This window comes from Roseovarius sp. 217, assembly GCF_000152845.1.
Lineage (GTDB): Bacteria > Pseudomonadota > Alphaproteobacteria > Rhodobacterales > Rhodobacteraceae > Roseovarius.
Genome location: NZ_CH902584.1, coordinates 3,870,707 through 3,889,799 on the forward strand (window position 1 = coordinate 3,870,707; position 19,093 = coordinate 3,889,799).

General features: G+C 64.4%; 17 protein-coding genes. 9 read left to right on the plus strand and 8 right to left on the minus strand.

The genetic code is table 11. From position 1 onward, the window contains the following. Positions 1–61: 61 nt before the first annotated feature. From miaA to ROS217_RS18640, 8 genes are all read left to right on the plus strand, one after another. On the plus strand, positions 62–949 hold the full coding sequence (gene miaA / locus ROS217_RS18605; RefSeq protein WP_009819347.1) for a tRNA (adenosine(37)-N6)-dimethylallyltransferase MiaA: 888 nt from the start codon (positions 62–64) through the stop codon (positions 947–949). 137 nt (positions 950–1,086) lie between these two features. Then, positions 1,087–1,941 carry an FAD binding domain-containing protein gene (locus ROS217_RS18610; protein ID WP_009819348.1) on the plus strand — a complete coding sequence of 285 codons (855 nt, stop codon included), beginning with the start codon at positions 1,087–1,089 and terminating at the stop codon, positions 1,939–1,941. A 13-nt stretch (positions 1,942–1,954) separates the two neighbouring features. Continuing rightward, the gene (locus ROS217_RS18615) at positions 1,955–2,449 is read left to right on the plus strand and encodes a (2Fe-2S)-binding protein (RefSeq protein ID WP_009819349.1); all 495 of its coding nucleotides are present in this window, start codon (positions 1,955–1,957) and stop codon (positions 2,447–2,449) included. Continuing rightward, positions 2,446–4,863 (plus strand): aerobic carbon-monoxide dehydrogenase large subunit, encoded by a 2,418-nt coding sequence (locus ROS217_RS18620; protein ID WP_009819350.1) that lies wholly within the window; start codon positions 2,446–2,448, stop codon positions 4,861–4,863. Before ROS217_RS18615 ends, ROS217_RS18620 begins: the two co-directional genes overlap by 4 nt. Positions 4,864–4,932: 69 nt before the next feature. Next, the gene (locus ROS217_RS18625; RefSeq protein WP_040651717.1) at positions 4,933–5,811 is read left to right on the plus strand and encodes an AAA family ATPase; all 879 of its coding nucleotides are present in this window, start codon (positions 4,933–4,935) and stop codon (positions 5,809–5,811) included. Next, positions 5,808–6,989 carry a vWA domain-containing protein gene (locus ROS217_RS18630; RefSeq protein WP_009819352.1) on the plus strand — a complete coding sequence of 394 codons (1,182 nt, stop codon included), beginning with the start codon at positions 5,808–5,810 and terminating at the stop codon, positions 6,987–6,989. Before ROS217_RS18625 ends, ROS217_RS18630 begins: the two co-directional genes overlap by 4 nt. Further along, positions 6,986–7,741, plus strand: coding sequence for an XdhC family protein (locus tag ROS217_RS18635; RefSeq protein ID WP_009819353.1), 756 nt, complete (start codon positions 6,986–6,988; stop codon positions 7,739–7,741). Before ROS217_RS18630 ends, ROS217_RS18635 begins: the two co-directional genes overlap by 4 nt. Before the next feature lie 28 nt (positions 7,742–7,769). Beyond that, a complete protein-coding gene (locus ROS217_RS18640) occupies positions 7,770–8,219 on the plus strand; it encodes a CoxG family protein (protein ID WP_009819354.1) in 450 nt (149 codons plus the stop codon). Here ROS217_RS18640 and ROS217_RS18645 read toward each other — a convergent pair. Further along, the gene (locus tag ROS217_RS18645; RefSeq protein WP_009819355.1) at positions 8,216–8,638 is read right to left on the minus strand and encodes a GlcG/HbpS family heme-binding protein; all 423 of its coding nucleotides are present in this window, start codon (positions 8,636–8,638) and stop codon (positions 8,216–8,218) included. The genes ROS217_RS18640 and ROS217_RS18645 overlap by 4 nt on opposite strands. Positions 8,639–8,649: 11 nt before the next feature. Next, positions 8,650–10,776 carry a malate synthase G gene (locus ROS217_RS18650; RefSeq protein ID WP_009819356.1) on the minus strand — a complete coding sequence of 709 codons (2,127 nt, stop codon included), beginning with the start codon at positions 10,774–10,776 and terminating at the stop codon, positions 8,650–8,652. A gap of 112 nt (positions 10,777–10,888) precedes the next feature. Here ROS217_RS18650 and ROS217_RS18655 point away from each other — a divergent pair, with 112 nt between their 5' ends. Beyond that, on the plus strand, positions 10,889–11,668 hold the full coding sequence (locus tag ROS217_RS18655) for an IclR family transcriptional regulator (RefSeq protein WP_009819357.1): 780 nt from the start codon (positions 10,889–10,891) through the stop codon (positions 11,666–11,668). Positions 11,669–11,960: 292 nt separating this feature from the next. On the opposite strand, the gene mraY is transcribed toward ROS217_RS18655, so the two are convergent. The 6 genes from mraY to rsmH are packed head-to-tail and all read right to left on the minus strand — an operon-like array spanning position 11,961 to position 19,093. Further along, positions 11,961–13,043, minus strand: a complete 1,083-nt coding sequence (mraY, locus tag ROS217_RS18660; RefSeq protein ID WP_009819358.1) for a phospho-N-acetylmuramoyl-pentapeptide-transferase — start codon at positions 13,041–13,043, stop codon at positions 11,961–11,963. A gap of 4 nt (positions 13,044–13,047) precedes the next feature. Continuing rightward, positions 13,048–14,478, minus strand: coding sequence for a UDP-N-acetylmuramoyl-tripeptide--D-alanyl-D-alanine ligase (locus ROS217_RS18665; protein WP_009819359.1), 1,431 nt, complete (start codon positions 14,476–14,478; stop codon positions 13,048–13,050). Next, entirely contained in the window at positions 14,475–15,956 is a 1,482-nt protein-coding gene (locus ROS217_RS18670) for a UDP-N-acetylmuramoyl-L-alanyl-D-glutamate--2,6-diaminopimelate ligase (RefSeq protein WP_040650753.1), read from the minus strand. Before ROS217_RS18670 ends, ROS217_RS18665 begins: the two co-directional genes overlap by 4 nt. A 19-nt stretch (positions 15,957–15,975) precedes the next feature. After that, positions 15,976–17,760: a peptidoglycan D,D-transpeptidase FtsI family protein gene (locus ROS217_RS18675; protein ID WP_009819361.1), complete on the minus strand. Its 1,785-nt coding sequence runs from the start codon at positions 17,758–17,760 to the stop codon at positions 15,976–15,978. Then, positions 17,757–18,104: a cell division protein FtsL gene (gene ftsL / locus ROS217_RS18680; RefSeq protein ID WP_009819362.1), complete on the minus strand. Its 348-nt coding sequence runs from the start codon at positions 18,102–18,104 to the stop codon at positions 17,757–17,759. Before ftsL ends, ROS217_RS18675 begins: the two co-directional genes overlap by 4 nt. After that, entirely contained in the window at positions 18,101–19,093 is a 993-nt protein-coding gene (rsmH, locus tag ROS217_RS18685) for a 16S rRNA (cytosine(1402)-N(4))-methyltransferase RsmH (protein ID WP_009819363.1), read from the minus strand. Before rsmH ends, ftsL begins: the two co-directional genes overlap by 4 nt.

The window sequence follows — 19,093 nt, forward strand, 5'->3', positions numbered from 1 at the left end:
TCGCGGGGAAAAGGCGGCAAACCGCCTCGCCAAACCGAGCAATTGACGCTAACCCGGTCGCATGAGCCTGCCCGTTGACATCCCCGCTGACCGCCCCATTCTGATCGCCGGCCCCACCGCCAGCGGCAAATCCGCGCTCGCGATGCGCATCGCCCGCACCCAAGGCGGCGTGATCGTCAATGCCGATGCTCTGCAAGTCTATGAAAACTGGCGCATTCTCAGCGCCCGACCCAGCGTGGCGGATGAGGCGGCCGTTCCCCACTGCCTCTATGGCCACGTCGGGCCGCGCGCCCCCTATTCCACCGGCCACTGGCTGCGCGACGTGGCGGCCATTCTGCAGACGCCCGCGCGCCCCATCATCATCGGCGGCACCGGCCTCTATTTCACGGCCCTGACCGAAGGCTTGGCCGATGTCCCCACACCCCCCGCCTCACTCCGCGCCGAGGCGGATCACCTGCTGGCCACCCAAGGGCTATCCACGCTTCTCGACGCGCTCGACCCCCTGACCCGTTCCCGGATCGACACCCGCAACCCCATGCGCGTGCAGCGCGCCTGGGAGGTGCAGCGCGCCACGGGCCGGGGATTGGCCGCGTGGCAGGATGACACGCCGCCCCCGCTGCTGCCGCTCCACGCCTGCACGCCGCTCTTGATCACCGCCGACAAGGAGTGGCTCACCGCCCGCATCGCCCGCCGCTTTGACATGATGCTGGCGGCTGGCGCGCTTGATGAGGCGCGCGCCAACCTCCCCCTCTGGGACCCCGCCCTGCCCTCGATGAAGGCCATCGGTGCGCCCGAACTCGTCGCCCATCTGCGCGGCGAAATGACCCTCGATCAGGCGCGCGAGGCCGCGACCATCGCCACGCGCCAATATGCCAAGCGCCAACGCACCTGGTTCCGCGCCCGCATGCGCGCCTGGCACCCCATCGCGGCGGAAACACTCACCGCCTGACGCATTCGCATTTCGTGCAGCTATTTCGCATCTCGTGCAGCGCACCGCGATTTTCAGGACATGTGAGGCGACAAATCGCCTCTGCCCTCGCCAAATCCGCCCAAGGCCATCCGGCCCCGTCTTTGGGAGGAGACCACATGATTCCAGCCGCATTCGAGTATCACCGCCCCGGTGATCTTCCCGCCGCCTTGGCCCTCTTGCAGGAACATGGCGACGACGCCCGTGTGATTGCGGGCGGTCATAGCCTCATTCCGATGATGAAGCTGCGCATGGCCGAGGTGCCGCATCTCATCGACCTGCAAGCCATCGAGGCACTGCGCGGCATTACCATAGATGGCAGCCGCATCACCTTGGGTGCGATGGTCACGCAGGCGGACCTCATCGCCAACGCCGGTCTCACCACCTACGCCCCCATCCTGCGCGAGGCAGCACTTCAGATTGCCGACCCGCAGGTGCGCGCCATGGGCACCGTGGGCGGCAATGTCGCCAACGGCGATCCCGGCAACGACATGCCCGGTCTCATGCAATGCCTGAACGCCACCTTCCACGTCACCGGCCCGGCTGGCAGCCGCACCATCGCCGCGCGTGATTTCTATGAGAGCGCCTATCTCACAGCCCGAGAAGATGACGAGATCCTGACAGCCGTCAGCTTTGACGCCCCGAACGGCGGGCAAGCCTATGAAAAGCAAAAGCGCAAGATCGGCGACTACGCCACCGCCGCCGCCGCCGTGATCCTGACCCGCGACGGCGATCACTGCACCGCCGCCTCCATCGCCATGACCAACCTCTCCGACACGCCCATCTGGGCCGAGGCCGCAGGCGACGCCCTCATCGGCACCGACTGCAACGAGGATGCCGTCATCGCCGCAATCACCGCCATGCAGGACGCCATCGACCCCACCGAGGATAATCGCGGCCCTATCGCCTTCAAACGCCACGCAGCGGGCATTGTCCTTGCCCGCGCCATCGCCCGCGCTTGGTCGCGCGCCTGAGGGAGAGAAAACCATGTCCAAGAAAATGCAGATCACCCTCACCGTCAACGGCACCCGCCACGAAATCCTCGCCGAACCGCGCGAACTCCTGATCCATGTCCTGCGCGAACGCCTCAACATCACCGGGCCCCACATTGGCTGCGAAACCTCGCATTGCGGGGCCTGCACCGTGATCATGGGCGACCGTTCGGTCAAATCCTGCACCGTCTTTGCCGCTCAGGCCGATGGCGCGACCATCACCACCATCGAGGGGCTGGGAACCCCCGACGCGCTGCACCCGCTGCAAGAGGCGTTCCGCGAACATCACGGGCTGCAATGCGGCTTTTGCACCCCAGGCATGATCACCCGCGCCGCACAACTGCTCAAGGAAAACCCCGATCCGACCGAAGAAGAGGTGCGGTTCGGCATGGCCGGCAATCTCTGCCGCTGCACCGGCTACCAGAACATCGTCAAGGCCGTGCTCGCCGCCGCGAGCGACATCAACACCGCCAAGGAGGCCGCGCAATGAACGACCTGACGCCAGACCGCGACGACCGCACCGCGAAACTCAAGGGTATCGGCTGCGCCCGCAAGCGCGTCGAGGATGCACGCTTTACCCAAGGCAAGGGCAATTACGTCGATGATATCAAACTGCCCGGCATGCTCTTTGGCGATTTCGTCCGCTCGCCCTACGCCCATGCCCGCGTCACCTCCATTGACACCTCCGCCGCCATGGCGCTTGACGGCGTGATAGCGGTGCTGACCGCCAAGGATCTCGAACCGCTCGGTCTGCACTGGATGCCCACGCTCGCGGGCGACAAACAGATGGTGCTGGCTGATGGCAAGGTGCTCTTTCAGGGGCAAGAGGTGGCCTTTGTCGTCGCCCGCGACCGTTATGTGGCCGCCGATGCCGTCGAACTGGTCGAGGTAGAGTATGAGGAACTCCCCGTCATCACCGACCCGTTCGTGTCGCTCAACTCCGACACCGTGCTGCGCGAGGATCTCGCCCCCGGAGCGGACGGCGCACACGGCCCCCGCCGCCATCCCAACCACATCTTCCTCTGGGAAGAGGGCGACAAGGCCGCCACCGAAGAGGTGATCGCAAGCGCCGATGTGGTGGCCGAGGAAATGATCTATTACCACCGCACCCACCCCTGCCCGCTGGAAACCTGCGGCTGCGTCGCCTCCATGGACAAGGTCAATGGCAAGCTGACCGTCTACGGCACCTTTCAGGCCCCGCATGTGGTGCGCACCGTGGCCTCGCTGCTCTCTGGCATCGACGAACACAACATTCGCGTCGCGTCGCCTGATATCGGCGGCGGTTTCGGCAACAAGGTGGGCGTCTATCCCGGTTACGTCTGCTCTATCGTCGCCAGCATCGTCACCGGCGTGCCGGTGAAATGGGTCGAGGACCGGATGGAGAACCTGATGGCCACCGCATTCGCCCGCGACTACTGGATGCAGGGCAAGATCGCGGCCACCAAAGAGGGCAAGATCACCGGCCTCTGGTGCCATGTTACCGCCGATCACGGCGCGTTCGACGCCTGTGCCGATCCCACCAAATTCCCGGCTGGGTTCTTTCACATCTGCACCGGCAGCTATGACATCCCGGTGGCCTATGTCGGCGTCGATGGCGTCTACACCAACAAGGCCCCCGGCGGCGTCGCCTATCGCTGCTCCTTCCGCGTGACCGAGGCCGCCTATTTCATCGAGCGGATGATCGAGATATTGGCGATTGAACTCGGCATGGACGCCGCAGAGCTGCGCCGCATCAATTTCATCCGCGCCGACCAGTTCCCCTATCACTCGGCGCTTGGCTGGGAATACGATTCTGGCGACTATCACACCGCTTGGGACAAGGCGCTGAAGGCCGTGGATTACGCCGGTCTGCGCGCTGAACAGGCCGACCGCGTCGCGGCCTTCAAACGCGGCGAAACCCGCAAACTGATCGGCATCGGCCTGACGCATTTTACCGAAATCGTCGGCGCAGGCCCGGTCAAGAATTGCGACATCCTCGGCATGGGCATGTTCGACAGTTGCGAGATTCGCATCCACCCCACCGGATCGGCCATCGCCCGCCTTGGCACCATCTCTCAGGGTCAGGGCCACGCCACCACCTTTGCCCAGATTCTCGCGACCGAAATCGGCATCCCGGCCGACAAGATCACCGTCGAGGAGGGCGATACCGATACCGCGCCTTATGGCCTTGGCACCTATGGCTCGCGCTCGACGCCTGTGGCCGGGGCCGCCACGGCCATGGCGGGCCGCAAAATCCGCGCCAAGGCGCAGATGATCGCGGCCTATCTCCTGGAAGTTCACGACAATGACGTCGAATTCGACATCGACCGCTTTGCGGTCAAGGGCGCACCGGAACGGTTCAAGACCATGGCCGAAATTGCCTATGCCTCCTATCATCAGGCCATTCCCGGCGTCGAGCCGGGGTTGGAGGCGGTCAGCTACTATGACCCGCCCAACATGACCTATCCGTTCGGCGCCTACATCTGCGTGATGGAAATCGACATCGACACCGGCGAAACGCAAATCCGCCAGTTCTACGCGCTCGACGATTGCGGCACCCGGATCAACCCGATGGTGATCGAGGGGCAGGTACATGGCGGCCTCACCGAGGCGCTCGCCATCGCGATGGGACAGGAAATCGCCTATGACGAGATGGGTAATGTCAAAACCGGCACGCTGATGGATTTCTTCATCCCCACCGCGTGGGAAACGCCGCATTACACCACCGATCACACCGAAACCCCCTCGCCGCATCACCCCATCGGTGCCAAGGGCGTGGGCGAAAGCCCGAATGTCGGCGGTGTCCCGGCCTTTTCCAACGCGGTGCACGACGCCCTGCGCCCCTTTGGCCTGCGCCACACCCAGATGCCGCATGACCATTGGCGCATCTGGCGCGCCGCCCATGAGCTTGGGCTGCATGGCTAAGGACGGACGGGGGGCGCTGCCCCCTGGACCTCCAGGAGTATTTTCAGCAAGATGAAAGAGCGGGACAGCATGGCGGACTGGCGCGATTTGCAGGCAGGCATGGCGGATCACGGCTATATCGCCGGTGACGATCTGACCATGGCGCTGCATATCGCGCTCTCGCTGGGGCGGCCCCTGCTGCTCGAAGGGGCGGCAGGCGTGGGCAAGACCGAAGTGGCGCGCGTGCTTGCGGCGCTCAAATCCGCGCGCCTGATCCGCCTGCAATGCTACGAAGGGCTGGACGCGGCACAGGCGATCTACGAATGGAACTACCCGCGCCAACTCCTCGCCATCCGCGCCGCCGCCGAAGGGGGCGAGACCGGCGCAGGCGTCGAGGCGCGGATATTCTCGGATGAGTATCTGCTGGAACGACCCCTTTTGCAGGCGATAAGACAGGCAGAACCGCCGGTTCTGCTGATTGACGAGATCGACCGCGCCGATGAGGAATTCGAGGCCTATCTTCTTGAAATCCTGTCCGATTTCCAGATCACCATCCCCGAGATGGGCACCATCACCGCCACGGCGCGGCCCATGGTGATCCTCACCGCTAATGGCACCCGCGACCTCTCGGACGCGCTGCGCAGGCGCTGCATTTACGCGCATGTCGACTACCCGGACCGCGCTGCAGAGCTTGCAATCCTGCAAAGCCGCCGCCCGGAAATCGACGCGGCTCTCACCCGCCAGATCATCAGCTTCGTGCAGGCACTCCGCCGCGAAGACCTGGAAAAGACCCCCGGCATTGCCGAGACCCTCGATTTCGCCGCCGCCCTCGCCGGGCTCGGCATCAACGATCTGACCCATGATCCGGTGATCTTGCAAGCCGCCCTTGCCACGCTGCTCAAGACCCAAACCGACCGCGCCAATATCACCACCGAAGTGGCGCAGCGCCTCGCAGGTCAGGCCGCATGAGCCGCGCCACCCGCTTTGCCGCCCGCGATCCGGGACCATCTGCACGCATCGCGGGCTTCATATCCCACCTGCGCGACAACGGCTTGCGCCTGGGCGTGGGCGAGACACAAACAGCCCTCACCGCCCTGACGCATATCAACGCCACCAACCCCGACGAGACGCGCCGCGCCCTCAAATCCATCTGCGCCAGCACCGCCGATGAGGTGGCGCAGTTCGACGCGCTGTTTGACAGCTATTGGCTGAACGCCGGCCGGGTGCGCGAAAAATTCAGCCAAAGCGACCGCAAGGGTGCACTGCACACCCGCGACTCCCGCAATCCGGATGGTGAGGACAGCGCGGCACGCGGCCAAATCCACGCCGCCGACGATGGCGCAGGCTCTGCCCATGGCGACGGCACCGGCACCCTCATCGCCAGCCGCACCGCCAGCCTGATGCACCACGACATGCGCAAACTGGTCAGCTCGCAGGACATTGCCGAGGCCGAAACCATCGCCCGCCGCCTTGCGCAATCGCTCGCTTACAGGCGGTCCCGCCGCCGCCGCGCCGCCCACCGCGGCGATCAAATCCACTTTCGCCGCCTCATCCGCGCCAGCCTCTCAACAGGGGGCGAGCCACTCTCGCTCCCACGCAAGAAACGCCCCGACAGACAGATGCGAATCGTCGCCCTCTGCGATGTCTCGGGCTCGATGACGATCTATGCGCGGGTGTTTCTCGCCTTTCTCACCGGCCTCATTCGCGCCGATGACGCGACGGATGCCTGGCTCTTTCACACCCGCCTCGTGCGCATTTCAGACGCGCTGCGTGACCCTGACCCGCTGCGCGCCCTCAACCGCCTGTCGCTCTTGGCCGATGGCTTTGGCGGCGGCTCGAAAATCGGCGCATCCCTCGCGCAATTCGCCCGTGGTCCGGCGCGCCATTGCGTCAATTCCCGCACAGTCGTGGTGATCCTCTCGGATGGCTATGACACCGACCGGCCCGTGCAATTGACCGAAGCACTCACCCACCTGCGCAAACGCGGCGGGCGCATCATCTGGCTCAACCCCTTGAAAGGCTGGAAGGATTACGCCCCCGTGACTGCCGCCATGGCCGCCGCCCTGCCACATCTCGATTTTTTCGCAGCCGCCACGACGCTGAACGATCTGGCCGCCCTTGGCCCGCAACTGGAGCGCCTGACATGATCCCCGACACGCTCAACACCGCCACCCGTCGCCTTGCCTCTGCCCGCACCCCCTATGCCATCGCCACGGTGATCCGCACCGTGGGTGCCACTGCCGCCAAGCCCGGCGCGCGGGCGCTGATCCTCGCCGATGGCACCATATCCGAGGGCTGGATCGGCGGTGGTTGCGTGCACGGGGCGGTTGCTCGCGCCGCCCAGAGCGCCATCGCCGAAGGCACGCCACGCCTCATTTCCATTCAGCCCGACGAGGATCTGACCGCGCAGGGCCTCACCCCCGGCCAGACCCATCAGGGCCGCGACATCGCCCGCAACGGCTGCCCCAGCAAGGGCGCGATGGAGGTTTTCGTCGAACCTGTCCTGCCCCGCCCCGAACTGGTGATCCTTGGCGCGTCGCCGGTGGCCTTGGCCCTTGCCACCCTCGCCCAGCCCTTCGGCTTTGACATCACCACGCCGGATTCTGGCCCCCTGCCCACAGCCAACCATGCGCGGATGGTGGTCATCGCCACCCAAGGGGCGGGCGATCTTGACGCCCTGCGCACGGCGCTGGCCTCTGAGGCCGACTATATCGGCTTTGTCGCCAGCCGCCGCAAATTCGCCACCCTCGCGGCGCGGCTTGACGCCACCCCAGAGGCGCTCGCGCGTATCCAGTCCCCTGCGGGCCTCGCAATCAACGCCGTCACGCCCGAGGAAATCGCGCTCTCAATTCTGGCGCAGATCGTCCAGCACCGCCGCCAAGGCCAGCGCCAGACCTGACATTTTCCGAACATATCAAGGAGACCCCATGGACCTCGCCGATGAAATCATCATCAACGCACCCAAATCCCGCGTCTATGCCGCGCTCAACGATCCCGAGATCCTGCGCCAGAGCATTCCGGGCTGTGAGGAACTGATCAAACATTCCAATACGGAATTAGAGGCGCGTGTCGTGCTCAAGATCGGCCCGGTTAAGGCGCGCTTTACCGGCACCGTCACGCTCGACACCTCCGGTGCGCCGGATGCCTTCTCGCTGACGGGTCAGGGCAATGGCGGGGCTGCAGGCCATGCCAAGGGCGGCGCGGATGTGATCTTGACCGAAGAAAACGGCGTCACCACCCTGCGCTACACCGCCCGTGCGGACATTGGCGGCAAGCTCGCGCAATTGGGCAGCCGCCTCATACAAAGCACGGCGAAAAAGCTCGCCGCGCAGTTCTTTACAAATTTTCAGCAGGCCGTGGCCCCCGCCGAAGTTTAGAGCTCCGCCAGAAACGTCGCGATCCCGGCCTCTGCGACCTCGCGGTCCTGCATCGGCGTGCCTGAACTCACGCCGATTCCGCCCACGACCTCGCCGTCCACCAGCACCGGCAGACCACCGCCCACCACCATCAGCCGCCCGCCAATAGCCGAGGCGATGCCGTAGACCGGCTTGCCCGGCTGGCTGACCTCGCCATATTCATGCGTCGCCTTCTTGGCCCCGGCGGCGGTAAAGGCCTTGTCGATGGCGATGGTGATCGACGTGACCTTGCCGCCATCCATCCGCTCGAAGGCCACCAGATTGCCGCCCTCGTCGGTGATGGCGATGCACATCGGCACGCCCACCTCCACCGCCTTGGCGCGCGCGCCCGCCAAGAGCACCCCGGCATCCGCCAGATCGAGCCGTTTCACTGTCATCATGGCCTTGCCCCTTATGCCGCCTTGACCCCACGCCGCGCCGCATGCAGCAACGGCTCGGTATATCCCGAGGGCTGCTTTGCCCCCTCAAAGATCAGATCCCGCGCCGCCTTGAACGCCGCCCCGTCGAAATCGGGCGCCATCGGGCGGTAGGCCGGATCCTGCGCGTTCTGCGCATCCACCTTGGGGGCCATCCGCCGCAGTGACGCGTCGATCTCTTCGGCCGAGCATATGCCATGAATCAACCAGTTGGCCAGATATTGCGACGAAATGCGCAAGGTTGCCCGATCCTCCATCAGCGCCACATCGTTGATGTCCGGCACCTTGGAACAGCCAATGCCCTGATCGACCCAGCGCACCACATAGCCCAAGATCGACTGACAGGAATTGTCCAACTCGCGCCGCACTTCCTCGCCCGACAGGTTCCGCCCCACCATCAGCGGCGGCGTCAGCAATTCAGCGCGTGATGCACAATCCCGGCCCTTCAACGCCGCTTGCAGCCCCGCCACATCAACTTGGTGATAATGCGTGGCATGCAACGTCGCCGCCGTGGGCGACGGCACCCAGGCGGTATTGGCCCCGGCCTTGGGATGCGCGATCTTGACCTCCAGCATATCGGCCATGTCATCGGGTCTGGCCCACATGCCCTTGCCGATCTGACCGCGCCCCGTCATGCCCGCCGCAAGGCCCGCATCGACATTCCCGGCCTCATAGGCCGCAAGCCAGATCGCCTTCTGCATCTCGCCCTTGGGAATGACCGGCCCCGCCTGCATCGAGGTGTGGATCTCGTCGCCGGTGCGGTCCAGAAACCCCGTGTTGATGAAGACGCAGCGATCCTTGACCGCCTTGATACAGGCCATGAGGTTTGCCGAGGTCCGCCGCTCCTCGTCCATCACGCCCAGCTTGACCGTATTTCGCGGCAGCCCCAGCATCTCCTCGACCCGCCCATAGAGCGTATCGACAAAGGCGCATTCCTCCGGCCCATGCAGCTTGGGAATGACGATATAAACCGATCCCGCCCGCGAATTGCCCGCCGCGCCCCGCGCCAGATCATGCATCGCCGCCGCGACCGTGACGGCTGCATCCAGCATCACCTCGGGCGTCTCCTTGCCCTCCAGCAGCACCGCATCGGTGGTCATCAAGAGACCCACATTGCGCACCAGCATCAGCGCACGCCCGGGATGCACCACCTCTTGCCCCTCTGGATCAATATACCTCACATCCGGGTTGAGCCGCCGGGTCAACAAACGCCCACCCTTCTCGAACCGCTCTTCCAGATCGCCGCGCATCAGGCCCAGCCAATTGCCATAGACCACGCATTTGTCGTCGGCATCCACCGCCGCCACCGAATCCTCGCAATCCTGTATAGCGGTCAGCGCGCTCTCGATCCGCACATCGGCAATGCCTGCTGCATCGTCGCGACCAATCGCCGAGGCAGGATCAATCACGATCTCGATCATCAGTCCGTTGACGCGCAGCATCACACTGCCGCCCTCGGTATGGCCCGCAAACTGCGCCGCATCGGCCAGCCCAGTCACTTGGCCTCCGACCGTGACACGCAACCCGCCGTCCACCTCCAAGGCGTCAACATCCGCCCAGGACCCGGCAGCCAGTGGCACAACCTTGTCGAGATGCGCCCGCGCCCATGCAATCACCTGGCGGCCGCGCACAGCGTCATAGCCCGGCCCCTGCGCCGTGCCGGAAATCGCATCGGTGCCATAGAGCGCATCATAGAGACTGCCCCACCGCGCATTCGCGGCATTGAGCGCAAAGCGCGCATTCATCACCGGCACGACCAGTTGCGGCCCGGCCACTTGCGCGATCTCTGCATCAACGTTCTGCGTGCCCAGCTCGAAGGTCTCGGGCTCCGGCACCAGATAGCCGATCTCGGTCAGGAATTCGCGGTACGCCGCACCGTCAAACTGCTGCCCGCGCCGCGCCCGGTGCCAGCCGTCAATCTGCACCTGCAACTCGCGGCGCTTGGCCAAAAGCGCCGCGTTCTTCGGGGCCAGATCCCGCAGGAGCGCGGCATAGCCCGACCAGAATGCGTCAGCACTCAGCCCCAACACTACCTCGTCCTCGATCAGGCGGGCCAGCGGTGCCGCCACGCTCAGGCCGTGACGCTCAACATATGTGGTCATGGTCGTCCCTTCCGAAAATCAGGAAATTCATTGGATTTGCAGCTACTTCAGCGGCACTGTACTTGTAAGGACGGGAAAAATGTTTTCCATTGTATGGAAAGGTATACCGAACATGTCAGACCCTCAATCCCAAGGCGTTCAATCCGTCGCCCGCGCGCTGCGCCTGCTGCAACTTCTCAGCCAGCAGGACGAAGGCGCACGGGTGTCGGACCTCGCCCGTCTGGCAGGCTTGGCGGTCTCGACCACGCATCGGTTGTTGACCACCCTGGAGTTACAGCATTTCGCCCAGTTCGATTCCGACCGCGCGCTCTGGCATGTGGGGCGTGGTGCCTTTTCGGTGGGGGCGGCGTTTTCCCGGCGGCATAATTTCGTGGCCCCGGCCTTGCCGCTCCTGCGCCGCTTGCGCGATGCCACGCGCGAGACCGCCAATCTCGGGATTCTCGATCAGGATGAGCTTGTCACCCTCTCACAGGTCGAAAGCCGTGAAATCATGCGCGCCATCTCGCCACCGGGCGGGCGCGTGCCTGCCTTTTGCTCCGGCATGGGCAAGGCGATTCTCGCGACTTGGCCAAACGCCGATATTGCGGATTTCGTGGCGCGGACCGGGTTTCATCCGATGACCAAGCGTTCGCACCGCAGCCTGAGCACTGCCATGGTCGACATCAAACGCATCCGCGCCCAAGGCTATGCGCTCGATGACGAAGAACATGTGACCGGCCTGCGCTGCCTTGCCGCCGTGGTCTGGTCGCCTCAGGCCGAGGCGGTCTGTGCCATCTCGGTCTCGGGCCTTGCCGCCCGCCTGCCGGACGCCCGCCTCAGCGCGATCGGACGTCAAGTGGCCGAAGCCGCAGCAGATCTGACGCTCAAGATCGGCGGGCAGAGGCCGGTTTGAGAGAAGGGGGCTGTTGCTACCGTCCAGCACGCCACCCGCGCGGAATCAAGGGCGAAGCCCGCCGCGCGATCGCTGGGCCGTCCGTCGCACCGAAGGTGCGCCGCTTTACCTCGACACGCCTTTGGCGTGACGGCCTAGCGATTTGGAGAAGTCGCGCAACATCTAGGGGTTATGCGGGCTTTGCTGGGATAAAGTGCCAGTTGCCGCCGTAGCTTCGCCAGTCCCCGGCCCAGCGACCGCGCGGCTCATCACTCGGGGCCAACGCCCCTTCAGACCCCACCCCGCTCTCTTCTCACCGCAGTTTCAGCGTCGCCAACCCGACCATCGCCAGAATAAGGGCGATAATCCAGAACCGGATCACGATCTGCGGCTCCGCCCAGCCCTTTTTCTCGTAATGGTGATGGATCGGCGCCATCAGGAACACCCGCTTGCCGGTGCGTTTGAAATAGAGCACCTGAATGATGACCGACAGCGCTTCGACCACAAAGAGCCCGCCCACGATGCCCAGCACCAGCTCATGCTTGGTCGCCACCGCAATCGCACCCAATGCCCCGCCCAGCGCCAATGATCCGGTATCGCCCATAAAGACCGCCGCAGGCGGCGCATTATACCATAGGAACCCCAGACCGCCGCCCACCAGACCGGCGACAAAGATCAGGATCTCCCCTGTGCCCGGCACATAATGCAGCCCCAGATAATCGGTGAAATCAACCCGACCCACGGTATAGGCAATCACGCCCAGCGCGGCCGAGGCGATCATCACCGGCATAATCGCCAGACCGTCCAGACCATCGGTGAGATTGACCGCATTGGCCGCCCCCACGATCACGAACATCGCAAAGGGGATGAACAAGAACCCCATGTTGACCAGCACATCCTTGAAGACCGGCAGCGCCAATTGATATTGCAATTCAGTAGGATGATGCAGCCCGGCCCAGTAGGCCGCGATAAAGGCGATCACAAAGCCCAACCCCAACCGCGCCTTGCTCGAAACGCCCTTGACGTTCTGCTTGCTCACCTTGGCGTAATCGTCGGCAAATCCGATCAGGCCAAAGGCCACCGTGACGAACAGCACCAGCCAGACATAGGGATTGTCCAACCGCGCCCAGAGCAAGGTCGAGGTCAAGAGTGCGCCCACGATCAAGAGCCCTCCCATAGTGGGTGTGCCCGCCTTGGAAAAATGCCCCTCCGGCCCGTCGCTGCGAATGGGTTGCCCTTTGCCCTGCCGCTTGCGCAGCACAAGGATCAGGGGTGGCCCGAACAGGAACCCAAAGATCAGCGCCGTCATAAAGGCTCCGCCCGCACGGAACGTGATGTAGCGGAAGAGATTGAAGAAATCCCCGCCATCCGACCAGATGGTCAGCCAATAGAGCATTTCGCTATCCTTCCTCTGCCACTCGGCCCGCGCGCCGCAGCGCCTCGACCACAAGGCTCACCCGGCTCCCCTTGGAACCCTTTACCAACACAACATCACCCGCATCGATCAGTCGGTGCGCCTGCGCCGCGAGATCCTCGGCGGTCGCGGCCCAGCGGCCCTGCCGGCCCTCGGACAACACCTCCCAGAGCGCGCGCATGCGCGGCCCCACGCAATGGATTTCGTCGATCTGCGCCATATATGGCAAATCGGCCAATCCGGCGTGCATCGCCACTTCATCCGCGCCCAATTCCAACATATCGCCCAGAATTGCAATACGCCGCCCACGGGCCACGCGCCCGACACCATCGCGCGGCTGCGCCGCCGCCAGAACCTCGAGTGCTGCGGCCATCGAGGTCGGATTGGCGTTGAATGCGTCGTCGATCAGATCAATGCTCATCCCATCGCTGGCCAGATCAAGCACAAGCTCCTCGCGGGTGCCGCGCCCGGCAGGCGGGGCCCAGCCTGCCAGATCGGCCATCGCCACGGCCCGGTCACAGCCCAGAACCTGCACCACCGCCAGCACAGCCAACGCGTTCATCGCGAAATGCCGGCCCGGCACACCGACCTTGTAGACCAGCGGCGAGCGCCAGGCGCGGGCGTGGCCCACGGTGACACGGTCATGCAGTTCGACGTTGAGCAGGCGATGATGCGCGCCCCGCGCGGTGCCAAAGCTGAGGATCCGCGCAGCATGGCGCACGGCCTCGGCCCGCAGGATCGGCGCCGTTGCGATATCGGCATTGATCACCGCCACGCCGCCCGGCTCCAGCCCCTCAAAAATGCTGGCCTTCTCGCGGGCGATGCCTTCAATATCCTCGAACGCCTCCAGATGCGCCGCCGCCACCGTGGTGATGACCGCCACATGCGGCCGCGCCATCCGCGCCAGAGGCGCGATTTCGCCGGGATGGTTCATGCCGATCTCGATCACGGCAAACTGCGTATCGACCGGCATCCGCGCCAGCGTGAGCGGCACCCCCCAATGATTGTTGTAACTGGCCTCCGCCGCATGCGTACGGCCCTGATGTCTCAGCACGTCGCGCAACATCTCCTTGGTCGAGGTCTTGCCGACCGATCCGGTCACAGCCACCACCTTCGCCCGGCTGCGCGCCCGGCCTGCGCGGCCCAAGGCCTCCAGCCCCGCCTGCACATCCTCCACGATCAGGAGCGGCGCATCACCACCAACCCCTTCGGGCACATGGCTCACCAATGCCGCCGCCGCCCCCTTGGCCAGCGCTTGGGCGACAAACTCATGCCCGTCGCGCGCCGCCCTCAGCGCCACGAAGAGATCACCGCGTTGCAACGTGCGCGTGTCGATCGACACGCCCGACACCTGCCAGTCGCCCGTCACCCGCCCCCCTGTGGCCGCAGCGGCCTCCTGCGCCGACCAGAGGCTCATATCCGCCCCCCGTCCAGCACCGTCACCGCCAAACTCGCCTGCTCCGCATCGTCAAAGGGCAATACATCCTCGCCCACGACCTGCCCGGTCTCATGCCCCTTGCCACAGATCAAGAGCGCATCCCCCGGCCCCAGCGCATCCACCCCGCGCAAAATCGCCTCGGCCCGGTCGCCCACTTCGGATGCCCCAGGACAGCCCTGCATCACCGCCGCCCGGATACTCGCCGGGTCCTCAGAGCGCGGGTTGTCATCGGTCACGATCACCAGATCGGCATAGGTGCCCGCCGCCTGCCCCATCAAGGGCCGCTTGGCGCGGTCCCGGTCGCCGCCCGCGCCCACGATCGCAATCAGCCGCCCCATGACATGCGGACGCAGCGCCTTGATCGCGGTGGCCACGGCATCCGGCGTATGCGCGTAATCCACGAACACCGTAGCACCAGTGTCCCGCGTTGCAGCCAGTTGCATGCGCCCGCGCACCGTCTTCATTCCCGGCAGAGTTTCGAACACGCGCTCGGCATCGGCCCCGGCCCCGATCGCCAGCCCGGCGGCCAAGAGGACATTCTCCGCCTGAAACCCGCCAATCAGATCAAGGCGAAGCTGATGCACCTCATCTTCCCACTCAAACCGCAACACCTGCCCCGTGGCATCGAACCGCTGCGCCTTCAGACGCAGATCGGCCCCGACCTCGCGCCCGACCGTGATGAGATCCTGCCCGCGTTCGGTGGCAATCGCCGCCATCTCGGCCCCTCGGGAATCTTCGATATTGATCACCGCCACCCCATCCTCGGGCAAAACGCGGGAAAACAATCCCGCCTTGGCTGCGAAATATTCGTCAAAGCTGGCGTGATAATCCAAGTGATCCTGCGTGAAATTGGTGAATCCTGCCGCCACCAGATGCACACCGTCCAAACGCCTCTGCGCCAATCCATGCGACGACGCCTCCATCGCGGCATGGGTCACACCCGCCAACTCGCATTTCGCCAGCATACGGTGCAGGGTGATCGGTTCGGGCGTGGTATGGCCAAGGGGCGCACTATAGGCCCCCTCGACCCCCGTCGTGCCCAGATTGACGGCATCAAAACCCAGCCGCTCCCAGATCTGCCGGGTAAAGGTGGCGACGGATGTCTTTCCATTGGTGCCGGTTACGGCAATCATCGTCTCAGGCTGAGCGCCGAACCAAAGGGCAGCGGCATAGGCCAGCGTTTGACGCGGGTCTTCGGCCACCACGAGCGCCGCATCGCTCAGGCTGAGAAAGGCCTGCGCCAACCGCGCGCCGATGGCATCGGTCAGAATCGCACCCGCCCCTTGCCGCAACGCATATTGAATGAACTCGGCGCCATGCACCTTGGTCCCCGGCAAAGCGGCAAAGAGATAGCCGGGCTTTACCTCGCGGCTGTCCACTGCCAAGCCTGTGATGTCAGCCTGCCGTCCGGCTTGGGCTGTTAATCCCAACGCCGCCAATGTTCTGATTTGCCCCACCGCACTGCCCCGTTCCGGCTTAATTCGATGTCAGGCTTATAGCAGCAAGCGGGCTGGGTTCAATCTCGGGTCGCAGCCCAAGCAAAGGCGCTACGCGACGTATGATTTCTGCGGCCACGGGCACAGCGGTCCACCCCGCTGTGCGGCGGGGCTCATCCCCAGAGGTCTCGACCGGCTCATCCAGCGTGACCACCAGCACATATTTCGGGTCATGCGCCGGAAACATGCTGGCAAAGGTAGAGATGACCTTGTCCTTGTAATACCCGCCCCCGCGTTCCTTGGGCTTGTCGGCGGTGCCGGTCTTGCCCCCCACCGCATAGCCGGGCACCTCGCCAAGGCTTGCCGTGCCCTCGGACACGACCTGCCGCAGCATCTTGCGCATGGCGGCGGATGTCGCTTCGGACATCACCCGCTCGCCCGGCGCGCGGGTCGGATCGCGCAAAAGCGTCGGCGTCACCCGACGCCCGCCATTGGCAATCGTTGCATAGCCGGCCGCCAGATGCATCGGACTGACCGACAGACCATGCCCGTAAGAGATCGTCATGGTCGACAACTCTGACCAGTTCTTCGGCAAGAGCGGCGTGCTCCCCGAGGCTTCGGCAATCTCCAACTGCACAGGGTCGATGAACCCAAGCTGATCGAGAAATTCGCGCTGCCGCTTGGCCCCGATTTCCATCGCGATGCGCGCGGTGCCCACGTTCGAAGATTTGACGATCACCTTGGTGACGCTCAATTCCGGTCCGTAATTCTTGAAATCCCGTATCCGGAACTTGCCCCATTGCATCGGGCTCTTGGTGTTGACGATCGAGTCCGGCGTGACAAGTTTCAGCTCCATCGCCTGCGCAATCGGAAACACCTTGAACGTGCTGCCCAGCTCATAAACCCCCTGCACCGCCCGATTGAAGAGCGGGCTGTCACTGGGACTGCCGGATGTCGGCAGCGCGGGACGATCATTGGGATCAAAATCAGGAAGCGAGGCCACCGCCACCACCTCGCCGCTCTTTGCATCCATCAGGATCCCCGCCGCGCCTTTGGCGTTCATGATCTTCATGCCACCATAGAGCACCCGCTCCATCGCCGCCTGCACACTCAGATCGAGCGACAGAACAAGCGGTTCATGCGCCTGCGCCGGATCGCGCAGCCGCGCGTCCTGATGCCGCTCAACACCGGCGACTCCAACCAATTCGGCGGCATGCACCCCCTCACGGCCAAAACTGGTGCCGCCCAGCACATGTGCCGCCAGCCGCCCATTGGGATAGAGCCGCATTTCGCGTGGGCCAAACAACAGACCCGGCTCACCGATATCATGCACCGCCTGCTTTTGCTCGGGGCTCAGCTTCTTCTTGATCCACAGGAATTTACGCGGGCCCGTGAAATCCTTGATGAGCCTTTCCCGCTTGAGATCGGGAAAAATCTCGACCAGCCGGTCAGCGGCATGGCCCGGATCAACCATCATTTGTGGCTGCGCATAGAGGCTATGCGTGTCGAAATTGGTGGCAAGGATGCGCCCCTCGCGGTCCACTATATCCGCGCGCTGTGCGAAGATCTGCGATCCGGCAACGCTGGTCGCCGGTTCCGCCGGCTCGGTTCCCGCCAGAACCGCCATCCGTCCGCCGACAACGGCAAAGGCCACAAAGAACACGGCAGACAGAACCAAAAGCCGCCCCTCGGCACGACGTCGCGCCCGATCGCGCATCTCCTCATGCCGCAGGCGGATATTCTCGCGCTCGATGGCGTCGGGATTCTCGCCACGACTGCGGGCCTCCAGAATACGCGCCAACGGGCGCAGGGGGGTGCGGATCATGGAAACTGCTCCATGTTCGAGACATCAACAGGATTGGTGATCGGCACTTCGACCGGCTTGGGAAAGGCCACCTGATCCACCCGACCGAACTGATAGGGTTGCAAGGGCAAAAGACCCAGCTTGTCGTAGTTCAACTCCACCAGATCCATCAGCCGGTCTGGCCGGTTGAGATAGGCCCATTCGGCATTGAGCACCCGAAGCCGCGCGCGCGCCTCGCCAATGCCGCGCTGCAACGCCTGCGCCTGCGCCTGCGCCTCTTGGGTCCGGTAATTCTCGCGATACGCCCAAAACGCCAAACCGATGACCGAGAGCGCGGTCAAAACACAAATCAGACTGCGCATCATCGCTCTCCTTTCAACATGGGCATCCCAAGCTGTGACCGTTCCGTACGTCCAGCCCGCACATCCGTACGGACCGCCACGCGCAGTCGGGCCGACCGGGCGCGCGGATTGACGGCCAGTTCGTCGTCATCCGGCCCGATCGCCTTGCGCGATTTGAGGGAAAATTGCGGCGCTTCACGCTCTATTTCGGGCGCGTGGCGGCTGCCGGTGCCACCGCCACCAGAGCGTAACTGCATGAATCTCTTGACCATTCTGTCCTCGATGGAGTGAAACGTCACCACCGCCAACTGCCCCCCGGGCCTCAACGCCCGCTCGGCCGCCTCTAAGCCCTCGATAAGAGATCCATATTCGTCATTCACAGCAATCCGTATCGCCTGAAAACTCCGAGTAGCCACATGCGCCTGCCCCGGCTTGGAACGCGGCAAACAGCGCTCGACAATGCCCGTCAGTTGCAGCGTCGACTCGATCGGGGTGACTTCACGCGCCTTGACAATGGCCCGCGCGATACGGCGGCTCGCCCGTTCCTCGCCATAAAGATAAAGGATATCAGCGAGTTCCGCCTCATCCGTGGTGTTCACCAAATCTGCCGCAGTCGGCCCATCCTGACTCATCCGCATGTCAAGCGGACCATCCCTCATAAACGAAAAGCCCCGCTCCGCCCGATCCAACTGCATCGAAGACACCCCCAGATCGAGCACAACACCGTCTAGGTCCGCGGCATAGTCATCCATCTGCGCGAAATTGCCCTGCACCAACCGCAGCCGGTCGCCATACTCCGCTCCCCACTCCCGCGCCATCTCCAACGCCAGCGGGTCGCGGTCCACACCGACCACCTGATCCGCCCCCGCCTCAAGCAACCCGCGCGCATAGCCCCCGGCCCCCAGCGTGCCATCCAGCCAGACGCCGCGCACCGGCGCCACCGCCGCAAGCAACGGGCGCAGCAGGACGGGGATATGTGGGGCGGTGTTTCTAGGGGCGGCGGCAGCAGCCAT

What these genes read in the sequence shown, in the direction of transcription:
- ROS217_RS18645 (WP_009819355.1), bottom strand. Translation starts at nt 8,638, where the DNA reads ATGATGACAGTGAAACGGCTCGATCTGGCGGATGCCGGGGTGCTCTTG.
- mraY (WP_009819358.1), bottom strand. Translation starts at nt 13,043, where the DNA reads ATGCTCTATTGGCTGACCATCTGGTCGGATGGCGGGGATTTCTTCAAT.
- ROS217_RS18675 (WP_009819361.1), bottom strand. Translation starts at nt 17,760, where the DNA reads ATGATCCGCACCCCCCTGCGCCCGTTGGCGCGTATTCTGGAGGCCCGC.
- rsmH (WP_009819363.1), bottom strand. Translation starts at nt 19,093, where the DNA reads ATGGCTGCTGCCGCCGCCCCTAGAAACACCGCCCCACATATCCCCGTC.
- ROS217_RS18635 (WP_009819353.1), top strand. Translation starts at nt 6,986, where the DNA reads ATGATCCCCGACACGCTCAACACCGCCACCCGTCGCCTTGCCTCTGCC.
- ROS217_RS18650 (WP_009819356.1), bottom strand. Translation starts at nt 10,776, where the DNA reads ATGACCACATATGTTGAGCGTCACGGCCTGAGCGTGGCGGCACCGCTG.
- ftsL (WP_009819362.1), bottom strand. Translation starts at nt 18,104, where the DNA reads ATGATGCGCAGTCTGATTTGTGTTTTGACCGCGCTCTCGGTCATCGGT.
- ROS217_RS18640 (WP_009819354.1), top strand. Translation starts at nt 7,770, where the DNA reads ATGGACCTCGCCGATGAAATCATCATCAACGCACCCAAATCCCGCGTC.
- ROS217_RS18620 (WP_009819350.1), top strand. Translation starts at nt 2,446, where the DNA reads ATGAACGACCTGACGCCAGACCGCGACGACCGCACCGCGAAACTCAAG.
- ROS217_RS18610 (WP_009819348.1), top strand. Translation starts at nt 1,087, where the DNA reads ATGATTCCAGCCGCATTCGAGTATCACCGCCCCGGTGATCTTCCCGCC.
- ROS217_RS18665 (WP_009819359.1), bottom strand. Translation starts at nt 14,478, where the DNA reads ATGAGCCTCTGGTCGGCGCAGGAGGCCGCTGCGGCCACAGGGGGGCGG.
- ROS217_RS18615 (WP_009819349.1), top strand. Translation starts at nt 1,955, where the DNA reads ATGTCCAAGAAAATGCAGATCACCCTCACCGTCAACGGCACCCGCCAC.
- ROS217_RS18625 (WP_040651717.1), top strand. Translation starts at nt 4,933, where the DNA reads ATGGCGGACTGGCGCGATTTGCAGGCAGGCATGGCGGATCACGGCTAT.
- ROS217_RS18630 (WP_009819352.1), top strand. Translation starts at nt 5,808, where the DNA reads ATGAGCCGCGCCACCCGCTTTGCCGCCCGCGATCCGGGACCATCTGCA.
- miaA (WP_009819347.1), top strand. Translation starts at nt 62, where the DNA reads ATGAGCCTGCCCGTTGACATCCCCGCTGACCGCCCCATTCTGATCGCC.
- ROS217_RS18655 (WP_009819357.1), top strand. Translation starts at nt 10,889, where the DNA reads ATGTCAGACCCTCAATCCCAAGGCGTTCAATCCGTCGCCCGCGCGCTG.